Here is a 13,663-nt window from a genome sequence, read left to right on the forward strand (position 1 = left end):
CGGGCGCGGGAGCGCACCCGTTCGCAGCGCCCGTACGGGTCAGGGCGCACGCGGGCGGCCGTAGGTCAGGGCTTGCGCGCCACTCCCGCGTACACCGGCACGATGCCCTCCGCCTGGGCCGCCACGTCCTCCGGCTCGGGCCGCCACCCGGTCACCGGGATGATGCCGGGGCCCAGCAGCTGAAGGCCGTCGAAGAAGCGCGCGAACTCGGTGAGCGAGCGCGGGTGGAACGGCGTGCCGCTGCGCGCGAACAGGCCGGCGGCCTTCCCCACCGCCTCCGGGTTCAGATCCGGCGTGACCTGCGACAGGATCAGGAAACTGCCCGGGGCGAGGGCGTCGACGTACCGCTTCAGCAGACCGTGCACGTCGTCGCCGTCGACCGCGTCGCCGAGGTAGTGCGTCAGGGCCACCAGCGACAGCGCGACGGGCTGTGCGAAGTCCAGGGTCTCGCCGGCCAGCCGCAGGATGGTGTCCGGGTCCCGGACGTCCGCGTGGACGTAGTCGGTGGAGCCCTCCGCCGATCCGTGCAGCAGCGCCTCGGCGTGCCGGAGCACGATCGGGTCGTTGTCGGCGTACACCACCCGCGAGCCGGGGGCGACCCCCTGGGCCACCTGGTGCAGGTTCGGCTCGGTGGGGATGCCCGTCCCGATGTCCAGGAACTGGCGTGTCCCGGCCTCGGCGACCGTCCGGACGGCCCGGTGCATGAACCGGCGGTTGGCGCGTGCCCCGCGGACGGCCGTGTCGTCGACGGCGAGGATCTTGCGGGCCAGCTCCTCGTCCACCGGGTAGTTGTCCTTGCCGCCCAGCCACCAGTCGTAGACGCGGGCCGGATGGGGCCGGCTGGTGTCGAGGGGGGCGGGGGCGGCGTCGGATCCGGTCATGCGGTGTCTTCTCCTCGAAGGCTCTGCCGCGGTGCGCGGCGGGACGGGCGGATGGGGCGGGCAAAGGGGACGGCGGACGGGTCGGGCGGACGGGTCGGGCGGATCAGAAGTTCTCGCGGTACTCACGCAGGAGTTTCTCGGTGCGCTGGGTCGACGCCGCCCGCGCCGTCATGTGGTCCAGGACCTCCAGGTGCGTGGAGACCTCCGCGCGCGAGTCCAGGTACAGGGCGCCCGTCAGGTACTCCGTGAAGACCATGTCCGGCAGCTCCGGCTCGGCGAAGCGGAACAGCGTGAAAGGCGCGTACGTCCCCGGGTGCGGCCCGTCCGCGAACTCGGCGACCTGCAGCGTCACCCGGTCACGGGCGGCGAACTCCAGCAGCTTGTCGAGCTGTTCGCGCATGACCCGGCCGTGGACGCTCACCGGCCGCCGCAGCACCGTCTCGTCCATCACCACCCAAAGATGCGGCCGGTCCGGGCGCTCCAGCAGCCGCTGCCGCTCCATGCGCAGGGACACGTGCCGCTCGACCGTGTCCGGGCCCGCGCTCCCGATGGTCCCGGCCTCCATGACCGCCCGCGCGTAGTCCTCGGTCTGCAACAGCCCCGGCACGAAGTGCGGTTCGTAGGACCGGATCATCCGGGCCGCGCCCTCCAGGCTCACGTACAGGCTGAACCAGTCCGGCAGCACGTCGTGGTACCGCTGCCACCAGCCGGGCCGGTTCGCCTCCTCGGCCAGCGCCACGAACGCGGTCACCTCGTCCTCCGGCACGCCGTACGCCGTCAGCAGGATCTGGACGTACGGTATTTTCAGCGCGACCTCGGCCGTCTCCATCCGCCGCACGGTCGCCGGGGCCACCCGGAGCACCTTGGCGGCCTCCTCGCGTTTGAGGCCCGCCGCCTCGCGCAACTCCTGCAGCCGCTTCCCCAGGACCACCTGGCCCACGGTGGGTGCGGCACGCCGCTCACTCACGCCACGCCTCCCCAACGCGCCGAAGATGACCGCAGTTTGTCATGTTCCCCTGTCGATCTCACAGGGCGGTGGGCACATCGGCGGCATTACCTGCCGGGTAATCGACCGTGCGCGGGCCGGACGGGATCGTGGAGTCACCGGGTACCGGGCCGGCGCACTCCGGTCCGGCACCCGGGTCCCGACAGCCGTGCCCGACCCCGACGAAGGGTGACTCGTCATGTCCACGAACCAGCTGGCCGCCCTCGCCCGCACCGCCGAACCGCAGGTCATGCTGCGCCGATTCCTGGCCCTCGACGCGGTCGTGACCGGCGGCAACGCGGTCGCCTACCTCGCCCTGTCCGGCCCGCTCGGCCGGTTCCTCGGGGCCGGCTCCGGGCTGCTGCTCGCCCTCGGCGCGTTCCTCGCCGGGTACGCCGGCGCCGTGGGCCTGCTGGCCTCGCGCCGCCACCCGCCGGCCCTCGCCGTACGGGCCGTCGTCGAGGCCAACCTCGCCTGGGCTGCGCTGAGCTTCGTCGCCCTCGCCGTATGGCTGTCGCCCACGACCGCCGGGGCCGTGTGGACGGTGCTCCAGGCGCTCACGGTGACCGGGTTCGCGCTGCTCCAGCACATCGCGCTGAGGGCACGTCAGGGAAGCAGCGTGTGAAGGTACTTGACCGTTGCCGGGTCGGCCGGGAGCAGCGTCTCGATGGCCAGCTCGGCGACGGTCACGTCCATCGGCGTGTTGAAGGTGGAGATGGAGGAGATGAACGACAGCGTCCGGCCCTCGTGCTCCACCTGCATCGGCAGCGCGAAGTACGGCACCGGCTCGTCGGGTTCCGCACCCGGCGCGCCGTCCGGCACCGGGTAGGCCGCCACCTCTTCGTACAGGGCCCGCAGCGGCTCCGAACGGTGCAGGGCGATCTGCCGTTCCATCTGCGCCAGCAGGTGCCCGCGCCACTCGCGGAGATTGCGGATGCGCGGTGCCAGGCCCTCCGGGTGCAGCGTCAGCCGCATCGCGTTCAGCGGGGGCTCCAGCAGGTGCTCCGGGACGCCCTCCATCAGCATCATGATGCCCCGGTTGGCGGCCAGCACGTGGTACGTCGCGTCCACCACCAGCGCCGGGTAGGGCTCGTAGCCCCGGATCAGCCGCTCCATGCCCTCGCGCAGGGCGTCCAGCGCCGGGTCGTCCAGCGGGGTCTCCGGGTAGTGCGGGGCGTAACCGGCCGCGAGCAGCAGCGCGTTGCGCTCGCGCACGGGCACGTCCAGGTGCTCGGCGAGCCGCAGCACCATCTCCTCGCTCGGCCGGGAGCGGCCGGTCTCGATGAAGCTGATGTGCCGGGCGGAGGAGTCGGCCCGCAGGGCCAGTTCCAGCTGGCTGACCCGCCGCCGCTCCCTCCAGGCCCGCAGCAGCGGGCCCACGCCCTGGGCGGTGGCAGCGGTACCGGACATGAGAGCGGTCATGTGCCGAACGGTAGTCGACGGCGCCGCCCTGCGGCACCGCTCCATCCCGTGTGACTCCCGTGTGACCAGGGCCCCGGCGGCCGCGCTGTGGCAGGCTGGGAGGGTATCCGCCCCGTTCGCCCGCCCAGGGAAGGAGCGCAGCCCATGCCCGTCGAACCGCTGTCGCAGAAGGAGATCGAGGAGCGGCTGGCCGAGCTGCCCGGCTGGTCCCTCGACGCCGGCCGGCTCACCCGCTCCTACCGGCTCGGCTCGCACTTCGAGGCGACGGCCATGGTCGTCCACATCGCGCAGGTGCAGGAGGAGCTGGACCACCACTCCGACCTGACGCTCGGCTACAACACGGTCTCCCTGTCCGTCCACACCCACAGCGCGGGGGGTGCCGTCACCGAGAAGGACGTCGAGCTCGCCCGCAGGGTGGAGGACCTGGCCGCGGGCCACGGTGCACACTGACGGCGTGCTGGACTACGACAAGGAAGCGGAACGGTACGACGCCTCGCGCGGCGGCGAGCCCCGCGCCGCGGCCGCCGCGGCCGCCGTGCTCGGCCTCGTGCCGCCGCGGGCGCGCAGCCTGCTCGACGTGGCCTGCGGCACCGGCATCGTCACCCGGCGGCTCGCGGCCGGACGGGACGCCCTGCGCGTGACCGGCGTCGACCTGGTACCCGCCATGGCCCGCCGGGCCGCCGCCCGGCTGCCCGGCGCCGTCGTGCTGGCCGACAGCCGCCGGCTGCCGTTCCGGGACGGGGAGTTCGACGCCGTCAGCAGCGTGTGGCTGCTGCACCTGGCCGGCAGCGCCGAGGCCGTGCGGACCATCGTCGGCGAGTGCGCCCGCGTGCTGCGGCCCGGCGGGGTGTACGTCACCACCGTGGACAAGGGCGCCTCGCACAACGTGGGCAGCGACATCGACGCCGTGCTCGCCTCCCGTCCGCCCAGTACCGCCCGGGACGCCGCGGAACTGGTCGAGCAGTACGCCGGCGCGCACGGCCTGGTCCCGGCCGGCCGGGCCACCTTCACCGGCCACGGGCAGGGCCGCAGCCCGCGCCGCACGATCGCGGACCTCAGGCGCGGCTGGTTCGTCACACTGCCGCCCGGCGAGCCGCTCGCCGAGACCTTCGCCGCCCGCCTCGCCGCCCTCCCCGACCAGGACCGCCCCCGCCCCGACCCCGTCTTCACCTTGCGGGCCTTCATCAAGCCGTAGGCCCGCCGCCGCTTCCCGCCCGCCGGCGACGCCCGGCAGGACCGCGACGCCGCGGCCTTGCCCTGCGGGTGCCGGGGTGGTGGCGTGCTGCTCTGTGGGCGGGTGCCGCGAAGGTGACGCAGCCCTGCGGGTGGAACGCCGGAAGCCGACCCTCACCCTCTGGGTGGAACGCCGCGAACGTAAGACCCGGCCTTGCGGGCGGGTGCCGCGAAGGTGACGCCAGCCCTGTGGGTGGAACGCCGGAAACAGACCCCCGCCCTCCGGGTGGATGCCGGGATGACGGTGCCTTGGCCTGTCGGCGGACGCCGGGATGGCAGTGCCCTGCCCTCCATGTGGACGCCGGTGAAGTCGTGCCCTGCCCTCCGGGCGGACGCCGGGATGGTGGCGCCCCCGCCTCCGTGCGGGCGCCGGAAGGCGACGGCGGGCGTGCCGGGAACCGGGCCGGGGCGGCAACTTCCGTGGTGGCGGTGGCGACTGGGGGACGGAAATCCCCCGTCCTCCCAGGAGGCCCCCATGAAGCACCCGCGCGGGCACCGCAGACGCCGTGTCCTCCTCCCGGCCCTCGCCGCCGCGGCGGCCCTGGCCGGCGCCGGTCTGACCACGCTCGGCACCGACACCGCCGAGGCCGCCACCGCCCGGCAGGCCGAGGCCCTCGACCGGGGTGTGGTCAGCGTCCACACCGGCAGCGGCAACCTGATCAGCTGGCGCTGGCTCGCCACCGACCCGGACAACGTGTCCTTCAACGTCTACCGGGCCGGCACCAAGGTCAACTCCACGCCGGTCACCGGTTCCACCAACTACTTCCACTCCGGCGCCCCGTCCCACGCCGACTACACCGTCCGCGCGGTCGTGAACGGCGTGGAGCAGGGCGACTCGGTCCACGCGATCCAGTTCCGCGCCGGCTACAAGGACGTCCCGATCACCCCGCCGGCCGGCGGCACGACACCCGACGGCGTCGCCTACACCTACGAGGCCAACGACGCCTCCGTCGGCGACCTCGACGGCGACGGCGCCCTCGACATCGTCCTCAAGTGGCAGCCGACCAACGCCAAGGACAACTCCCAGTCCGGCTACACGGGCAACACGATCGTCGACGGCGTCAGGCTCGACGGCACCCGGCTGTGGCGCGTCGACCTCGGCCGCAACATCCGCTCCGGCGCCCACTACACCCAGTTCCAGGTGTACGACTACGACGGCGACGGCCGCGCCGAGGTCGCCATGAAGACGGCCGACGGCACGAAGGACGGCACCGGCGCGGTCATCGGCAGCTCGTCGGCCGACCACCGCAACTCCTCCGGCTACGTCCTGTCCGGCCCCGAGTACCTGACCATGTTCGACGGCCGCACCGGCAAGGCCCTGGGCACCGTCGACTACGTCCCGGCCCGGGGCACCGTCTCCTCCTGGGGCGACTCCTACGGCAACCGCGTCGACCGCTTCCTCGCGGGCACGGCGTACCTGGACGGCTCACGCCCCTCCCTGATCATGGCGCGCGGCTACTACACGCGCACGGTGATCGCCGCCTGGGACTGGCGGGGCGGCACCTTCACCCGCCGCTGGACCTTCGACACCAACTCCTCCACCAACACCGGCAAGGGCTACGACGGCCAGGGCAACCACCAGCTGTCCGTGGCGGACGTCGACGGCGACGGCAAGGACGAGATCGTGTACGGCGCGATGGCCGTCGACGACAACGGGCAGGGCCTGTGGACCACGCGGAACGGCCACGGTGACGCCCTGCACGTCGGCGACCTCGACCCCTCCCGCGCGGGGCTGGAGGTGTTCAAGGTCGACGAGGACGCCTCCAAGCCGTCGTCGTGGATGGCGGACGCGGCGACGGGCCGGATCCTGTGGTCCACGCCCGCGAGCGGCGACAACGGCCGGGGCGTGTCCGCCGACATCTGGTCCGGCAGCGCGGGCGCCGAGTCCTGGTCGTCCGCCGAGAGCGGCATCCGCGACCCGAAGGGCACGGTGGTGAACGGCCGCAAGCCCTCCAGCACCAACTTCGTGGCCTGGTGGGACGGCGACCCGGTCCGCGAGCTCCTCGACGGCACCCGCATCGACAAGTACGGCACGTCCGGCGACACCCGACTGCTCACCGGCTCGGGCGTCTCCTCCAACAACGGCACCAAGGCCACGCCGGTCCTGTCCGGTGACATCCTCGGCGACTGGCGGGAGGAGGTCGTCTGGCGCACCGCCGACAACACGGCCCTGCGCATCTACTCGACACCGCACGAGACGGCCACGAGGATCACGACCCTGCTCCACGACACCCAGTACCGCACGGCCCTCGCCTGGCAGAACTCCGGCTACAACCAGCCCCCGCACCCCGGCTTCTTCATCGGCGCCGGCATGCCGGCGGCGCCGAGGCCGACGGTCCACACACCGTGACCGGCGCGAACACCGCCCCGACACGGTGAGGGAGGCGGCCGTCCCGGGTCACCGGGCGGCCGCCTCCCGCGTCGTCGCCGGGTCTACGCGGCCTCGTCCACCGCCGGGGGCCTCCTTCCGATCACCACATGCCGGACCCACCCCTGCGTCAGCCGTGTCCGGGACGCGAGCACCTCCACCGGCACGCCCCGCCGGTGCGCGGCGCGCAGCACCGCGTTCCGCCACTCCTGCTGTCTTCTTCTCGCCGCCTCGTCGGTGAGCGTGCGGTGCAGCAGCACCGCCAGTCCGACCAGCAGCCGGCCCGCCAAGTCCTTCCACGGTCGCCCCACGCAGCGCCCCCTGTCGTTGCCACCACTCCCACTCACACAACGGTCGAAGGAGTGCAGCACGGCCACAAGGGCGTGAAACGGGCGCACTTGTCCCGGAGGAGACGGGACGCGGGCGGGCACGCGCCCTCCACGAGCGCGGGAAGGGCCGGGCGGCCCCGTGTGGGAGGGACCGCCCGGCCCGGTGCGCGGAGCATCAGCGGGGACTATTCGAGGAGCTCCGCGTACGAGCCCATGGCGAGGGCGATGTCCGCCTGGGCCCAGAACCGGTGGTACGTAAACGTGGGCGCGGCACCGCCCGCGAGATAGCTCTCGATCTTCGACCAGGCCGGGTCGTCCTGGTAGAAGGAGCGGATCGAGTCGAAGGTCGACGAGGAGTTGATCGCGTCGCCGTTCGGCATGGTGCCGGTCCAGCCGTTCGGCACGTACACCGGGTCGTCGAAGCGGCTGTAGTCGGCGCGGGTCTCCGGGACGGCGATGCCGAGCGCGTCCTGGTTGTTCTCCCACATGCCGTCGAGCAGCGCCTTGGCCGTCGCGGCGGCCTCCGTGTCACCGGAGCGGTCGGCGTAGTACGTCAGCGTCTTGGCGTACGCCGCCGCCACGCCGACGTCGTTGGTGTAGTCCGCGACGGTGACGTGCAGGTCGCTGTTGTCACCGGGGGAGGAAGGGTTCCAGGTGTCGGGCTTGCCCGACCACTGGAGCGTCGACGGGATCCGGAAGCTGCCGTCCGGATTGACGGTGGTCTCGGACAGCGCCCAGTCGACCCACTTGTCGAGGACCGCCTTCGCCTCGGCGTCACCGCTCTGCCGGTAGTACTCGGCGACCCGCTCCATGGACCACGCCTGGAAGCCGAACCACTGGTTGGACGGCGGGTCGTGGTACACGGGCTTCTCGTCGTAGTACATGCCGTAGAAGGTCGGCGTACCGGCCGGCGGGGTCGCGTACCGGCCCGCCCAGCTGTTGGTCGCACCGCCCGCGATGGCACCCTCGTCGGACTGCAGCCAGCGGTAGAACTCGAGCTGCCGGTCGAGGGACTTGGCCCAGTCGGCCGCGCCCGTCGCCGACTTCGGCTTCAGGTCGGCGTAGGTGCTCAGCGCGTAGGCGGCCAGCGGGTTCTGGTAGCCGCCGTGGGTGTGGCTGGAGCCGATGCGCCAGGCCCAGCCCGCGGAGGTGTCCACGGCGCCGCCCCAGGCGTAGTACCAGGACAGCAGGTAGTGCGAGGAGTCCTTGCCGGTGCCGGCCGGGCAGGCGGAGGCGCCCACGCAGTTGCCGACCTTCTTGAAGTACTTGTCGAACATGGCGTAGCGCAGGTAGTCGCCCATCTTGGCGGCCTTGGCCACGGTCCCGGCGACCTCACCGCCCTTGCCCTGCTCCTCGGCCCAGATGTCCGCCCAGTAGGCGGCCTGCACCGCTCGCGCGTCGGCGTCCGGGGCGTTGGTGAACTTCCACTGCTTGGCGTAGGACGCGTCACCGGTGAACAGGTCCAGGTAGCCGTTCTTCCCGCCGTACTTGAAGGCGTCGCAGGTCGGCTGCGGCACCGTCTCCCACACCGACTCCTGCGCACCGCGCTGGAAGGTGTTGATGTAGGACGGGCCGGTGTCCGACGGGCCGGCCTCGCACTTGCCGGGCGAGTTGCCGTAGCCGTAGACGTTGTCGACGTCCTGCAGCCAGTGCATGCCGTAGACGTCGTCCGTGCCGTACGCCGACTTCAGCTCACCGGCGATCGGGTCCGGGCCCACCGAGACGCCGCTGTCGAGCTTCGCCGGGTACTCCTGGGGAGTGTCCAGCTCGGGCGCGTAGGTGGCCGGTTTCGAGGCGTTGTACGAGGAGTTGGTCGGCTGGTCGGCGTGGGTGGGGATCATGTACTTCTCCATGATCTCCCAGGCGTTGTTGAACTTCGCCCAGTCGCCGGTCACCTTGCCGTACATCGCCTGCAGCCACAGCAGATAGCTGTACGCCTCGGACGTGGTCTCGTGGCCGTGGTCCGGCGCCTCGACGATCAGCGTCTCGACCGAGTGGTAGGGGATGCCCTCGGGCGAGAAGTAGCCGTTCGCCGGGTCGGTGATCTTCCCGTAGAGCTCCAGGAAGCGGGCGTCGTACTCCTTCGCGGCCGCCAGTTGCGTCACGGTGACCGCGGCCTTGCCGTGGCCGGGGGCCGTCGACTCGAAGACGGCCGAGCCGGTGCCGGAGGAGTCGGCGGTGACGGTCACCTTCTGGGCGGTGTCCCAGTTGGAGGGGGTGAAGGTGAGCGTCGCCCCGCCGCTGACCGTGAGGCCGGTGTTGCCGCTGGCGCGGGCCGTCGTGACGGTCACGTTCGCGGTCGGCTGCTTGGACAGCTTCACCTCGTACGTGCCCGACTGCCCCTGCCGGACGCCCAGCTGACCCGGCGTGGCGACCACGGTCGGTCCCGAGGCGACCGTGATGCCGACCGGGGTGGAGTCGGCGGAGGCGCCCAGGCTGTCGTACGCCTTCGCCACCAGGGAATGACTGCCCACGGTCAAGCCAGTGGCCGAGAGCGTGTACGGCGCGCTGGTGTCGGTGCCCAGCAGGGTGGTGTCGTCGTAGAACTCGACCTTGGTGATCGTGGCGTCGTCGGCGGCGGCCGCGGTGGCCGCCAGCGGGACCGCCTCGCCCTGCGTGTAGACGGCTCCGGCCTCCGGGCTGGTCAGCACGGTGATCGGCGGCTGGTGCGCACCGGTGCAGGGGGTGCCGTTGACGGCGAAGCTCGTCGGCGCGGTGTTGGTGCCGCTGTAGGTGAACTGGCCGCCGGTGGAGACGGCCGCTCCGGCGGCGATGCGGGCGTTGTACGAGGCGTTCTTGACGGTGACCGTCTGACCGGACTGGGACCAGCTGCCGTTCCAGCCGTTCGTCAGCTTCTGGTTGCCCGAGTAGGCGTAGGTCAGCGTCCAGCCGTCGATGGCCTCGGTGCCGCGGTTGGTGAGGGTCAGGTCCGCGGTGAAGCCGGAGCCCCAGTCGTTGGTCTTGTAGTCCACGCTGCACTGGAGCGCCGCTGCGTGGGCGGGCGTCGTCCCCGTCCCCAGCGTGGTGAGGGGGAGCGCGAGGGCCGCCAGTACGGCGGTCCACAGCCGCCGCGCGGCGCGGCGTCTGCGTCTGGGATGCATGGTGCTGGTTCCTCCTTGCGGCTCGGAGAGGTGGGGGAGGAGCAACAAGCCTTGAACCAGTGGGAGCGCTCCCATATTGAGGAGAGGGGTGGGAGCGGTCAAGGTGCTTGAAGAGTCGAAAAGATTCGACCTGCGACTCCCGGAGAAAGTCGGTTACTCCTCTGTTCTTTGCCGTCACTTGGCGCTACCTTCACTGGCACCAGTGGGAGCGATTCCATCAGTCGACGCGTCCGTGACGGCGCGCCCGAACTGCAAGGAGTCGCTCATGCGACACCCCCCGCGTTCAGTACTTTTAGCCGTCGCCGGCGCGGTCGTCCGCCCGGCACCTGTACGGCCTCCGCACCCGCTCCACCGAGAGCCGCTGCACCTCCACGCCCGCCCCGGTCACCGCCCAGGTGCCGCAGGCCGACGTCCCTGATCTCCGAACACGACGGCACAGCCGTGCCGTCCGGCGGGCACCGCGCGGCCTGACGCCGCGGGCCCCGGCGGACAGTGCCGTCGCCCCACGAAGAAACCCCGGAGAAAGAAAGAAGGAACCCGCACTCATGAGTCGTACCAGAACCGCGATGCTCGCCGCCCTGGCGCTGGTCGCCGGAGCCTCCGGCACGGCGTTCGCCGTCCACTCGGCGGACACCGGCGCCGCGGCCGTCCCCTGTACCGTCGACTACAAGGTGCAGAACGACTGGGGCAGCGGCTTCACCGCCGCGGTCACGGTCACCAACAACGGCGCCGCCCGCTCCGGTTGGTCCCTCGCCTGGTCGTACGCCGGGAACCAGAAGGTCACCAGCGGCTGGAACGCGAAGGTCAGCCAGAGCGGCGCCGCCGTCACCGCGGCGAACGAGTCCTACAACGGGAACCTGTCCACGGGCGGTTCGGTGAGCTTCGGCTTCCAGGCCACCTACAGCGGCAGCAACGCGATCCCGGCCACCTTCACCCTCAACGGGGTGACCTGCAACGTCGACGACGGCGGCTCGACCGACCCCGACCCGACCGACCCGCCGGACCCCGGTGGCCCCTCCGGCCGGGTGGACAACCCCTACGCCGGCGCCAAGGTCTACGTGAACCCCGAGTGGTCCGCCAAGGCCGCCGCCGAACCCGGCGGCGACCGCATCGCCGACCAGCCCACCGGTGTGTGGCTCGACCGGATCGCCGCCATCAACGGCGTCAACGGCGGCATGGGACTGCGTGACCACCTCGACGCGGCACTGGAGCAGAAGGGCTCCGGCGAGCTGGTCGTCCAGCTCGTCATCTACAACCTGCCCGGACGGGACTGCTCGGCCCTCGCCTCCAACGGCGAGCTGGGCCCGACGGAGATCGACCGGTACAAGACCGAGTACATCGACCCGATCGCCGCGATCCTCGCCGACCCGAAGTACGCCTCGCTGCGGATCGTCAACACCATCGAGATCGACTCGCTGCCCAACCTCGTCACCAACGCCGGCGGCCGTCCCACGGCCACCCCGCAGTGCGACACGATGAAGGCCAACGGCAACTACGTGAAGGGCGTCGGCTACGCCCTGAACAAGCTGGGCAACGTGGCCAACGTCTACAACTACGTCGACGCCGGCCACCACGGCTGGATCGGCTGGGACGACAACTTCGGCGCCAGCGCCGACGTGATCAAGCAGGCCGCCACCGCCGAGGGTGCCACCGTCGACGACGTGCACGGCTTCATCACCAACACGGCCAACTACAGCGCCCTGAAGGAGAACAACTTCACCATCGACGACTCCGTCAACGGCACGTCCGTACGGCAGTCCAAGTGGGTCGACTGGAACCGGTACGTGGACGAGCTGTCCTTCGCCCAGGCGTTCCGGAACGAGCTGGTCTCCAAGGGCTTCAACTCCGGCATCGGCATGCTGATCGACACCTCCCGCAACGGCTGGGGCGGCGCGGCCCGGCCCGCCGGTCCCGGACCGCGGACCAGCGTCGACGCCTACGTCGACGGCGGACGCTACGACCGCCGCATCCACCCCGGCAACTGGTGCAACCAGTCCGGCGCCGGCCTCGGCGAGCGCCCGCAGGCCAACCCGGCCGCCGGGATCGACGCGTACGTGTGGATGAAGCCCCCGGGCGAGTCCGACGGCGCCAGCAAGGAGATCCCGAACAACGAGGGCAAGGGCTTCGACCGGATGTGCGACCCCACCTACGAGGGCAACGTGCGCAACGGCAACAACCCCTCGGGCGCGCTGGCGAACGCCCCGCTGTCCGGGCACTGGTTCTCCGCGCAGTTCCAGGAGCTGATGAAGAACGCCTACCCGCCGCTGTCGTGACCGGGTGACGCCGTCGGGGCCCGGCCTTGCCGTGCGGGCCCCGGCGGATCGTTTTTGCGATTGCGGCAACAGAAGTTGTCGCAGCGCGCGCGGTGGCCCACCCTGGGCGGCACACGGGAACGGGAGGCCACCACCATGGCGCACGCGCACCACCACGACCACCACGCCGACGACCACGCGCACCACCACGACCACACCGACCTCGACTGGGCCGCGATGGCCCCGCTGCTGGAGGCGCAGGCGGAGCTGTTCACACCGCTGTACGCGCAGGCGATGGCCTGGCTGGCGGCGGACGTGACCGATCCCGGGCTGATCGTCGACGCGGGCAGCGGACCCGGTGTCGTCTCGTGCCTGTTCGCCGACGCCTTCCCCGGTGCGCGGGTCGTCGCCGCCGACGGTGCCGGACCACTGCTGGAGCGGGCCCGCGACCGTGCCGCGCGGCTCGGTGTCGCCGACCGCTTCGGCACCCTCACCGGTGACCTGCCCGGCGTGCTGGGCGAGCTGGACTACCCGGCCGACCTGCTGTGGGCCAGCCAGAGCCTGCACCACCTCGGCGACCAGCGGGCGGCCCTCGCCGCGTTCGCGGGGCACCTCGCGCCCGGCGGCACGCTGGCGATCCTGGAGGGCGGGCTGCCCGCCCGCTTCCTGCCCCGGGACATCGGCATCGGACGCCCCGGGCTGCAGGCCAGGCTGCACGCGGTGGAGGAGGACGCGTTCACCGCGATGCGCGAGAGCCTGCCCGGATCGGTCGCCGAGACCGAGGACTGGCCGGCGCTGCTGACCGCCGCGGGGCTGAAGCACACCGGCACCCGCAGCTTCCTGCTGGACCTGCCCGCCCCCCTCCCGGACGAGGCCCGCGCCTATGTCGCCGCCTCCCTCTCGCGCCTGCGCGACCGGGTCGGCGACACCCTCGACCCGGTCGACCGCGCCACCCTGGACCGGCTCGTCGACCCCGACGACGAGGCGGGCGTCCACCACCGCCAGGACGTGTTCGTGCTGCTGGCCCACACGGTCTACACAGCCGTCCGTCCGGCCTGACGGGGGCGCCGCCCCCGGACGCGCGGAAGGGCC

Annotated in this window: 11 protein-coding genes; 6 read left to right on the forward strand and 5 right to left on the reverse strand. The window is 72.0% G+C overall.

Going from position 1 to position 13,663, the window contains the following annotated elements; genetic code table 11:
* Window positions 1-65: 65 nt before the first annotated feature.
* Both H0H10_RS06075 and H0H10_RS06080 read right to left on the reverse strand, forming a co-directional pair.
* Window positions 66-881 carry an SAM-dependent methyltransferase gene (locus H0H10_RS06075; protein WP_188179786.1) on the reverse strand — a complete coding sequence of 272 codons (816 nt, stop codon included), beginning with the start codon at window positions 879-881 and terminating at the stop codon, window positions 66-68.
* Between the two features lie 103 nt (window positions 882-984).
* A complete protein-coding gene (locus tag H0H10_RS06080; RefSeq protein WP_188179787.1) occupies window positions 985-1,848 on the reverse strand; it encodes a Sco1979 family transcriptional regulator in 864 nt (287 codons plus the stop codon).
* A 217-nt stretch (window positions 1,849-2,065) separates the two neighbouring features.
* Between H0H10_RS06080 and H0H10_RS06085 the strand changes: the two genes are divergently transcribed.
* On the forward strand, window positions 2,066-2,491 hold the full coding sequence (locus H0H10_RS06085) for a hypothetical protein (protein ID WP_188179788.1): 426 nt from the start codon (window positions 2,066-2,068) through the stop codon (window positions 2,489-2,491).
* Here the strand turns inward: H0H10_RS06085 and H0H10_RS06090 are convergent.
* The gene (locus tag H0H10_RS06090; RefSeq protein WP_188179789.1) at window positions 2,473-3,288 is read right to left on the reverse strand and encodes a helix-turn-helix domain-containing protein; all 816 of its coding nucleotides are present in this window, start codon (window positions 3,286-3,288) and stop codon (window positions 2,473-2,475) included. The genes H0H10_RS06085 and H0H10_RS06090 overlap by 19 nt on opposite strands.
* A 144-nt stretch (window positions 3,289-3,432) precedes the next feature.
* On the opposite strand from H0H10_RS06090, the gene H0H10_RS06095 reads away from it, so the two are divergent.
* From H0H10_RS06095 to H0H10_RS06105, 3 genes are all read left to right on the forward strand, one after another.
* Complete coding sequence (locus tag H0H10_RS06095; protein ID WP_188179790.1) at window positions 3,433-3,738, forward strand: 4a-hydroxytetrahydrobiopterin dehydratase; 306 nt, start codon at window positions 3,433-3,435, stop codon at window positions 3,736-3,738.
* Window positions 3,739-3,742: 4 nt separating this feature from the next.
* On the forward strand, window positions 3,743-4,483 hold the full coding sequence (locus H0H10_RS06100; protein ID WP_188179791.1) for a class I SAM-dependent methyltransferase: 741 nt from the start codon (window positions 3,743-3,745) through the stop codon (window positions 4,481-4,483).
* A gap of 513 nt (window positions 4,484-4,996) precedes the next feature.
* Window positions 4,997-6,871, forward strand: a complete 1,875-nt coding sequence (locus H0H10_RS06105; protein WP_188179792.1) for a rhamnogalacturonan lyase — start codon at window positions 4,997-4,999, stop codon at window positions 6,869-6,871.
* A gap of 83 nt (window positions 6,872-6,954) precedes the next feature.
* Here H0H10_RS06105 and H0H10_RS06110 read toward each other — a convergent pair whose 3' ends face one another.
* Together H0H10_RS06110 and H0H10_RS06115 are read right to left on the reverse strand one after the other, a co-directional pair.
* Complete coding sequence (locus H0H10_RS06110; RefSeq protein ID WP_188179793.1) at window positions 6,955-7,200, reverse strand: hypothetical protein; 246 nt, start codon at window positions 7,198-7,200, stop codon at window positions 6,955-6,957.
* Window positions 7,201-7,403: 203 nt separating this feature from the next.
* Complete coding sequence (locus H0H10_RS06115; protein WP_188179794.1) at window positions 7,404-10,319, reverse strand: glycoside hydrolase family 48 protein; 2,916 nt, start codon at window positions 10,317-10,319, stop codon at window positions 7,404-7,406.
* A 545-nt stretch (window positions 10,320-10,864) separates the two neighbouring features.
* Here H0H10_RS06115 and H0H10_RS06120 point away from each other — a divergent pair.
* Both H0H10_RS06120 and H0H10_RS06125 read left to right on the forward strand, forming a co-directional pair.
* A complete protein-coding gene (locus H0H10_RS06120) occupies window positions 10,865-12,592 on the forward strand; it encodes a glycoside hydrolase family 6 protein (RefSeq protein ID WP_188179795.1) in 1,728 nt (575 codons plus the stop codon).
* Between the two features lie 135 nt (window positions 12,593-12,727).
* Entirely contained in the window at window positions 12,728-13,630 is a 903-nt protein-coding gene (locus tag H0H10_RS06125; protein WP_188179796.1) for a class I SAM-dependent methyltransferase, read from the forward strand.
* The last annotated feature ends 33 nt before the right edge of the window (window positions 13,631-13,663 follow it).

Origin of the sequence: Streptomyces griseicoloratus, from assembly GCF_014534645.1 — a bacterium.
Taxonomy (GTDB): Bacteria; Actinomycetota; Actinomycetes; order Streptomycetales; family Streptomycetaceae; genus Streptomyces; species Streptomyces griseicoloratus.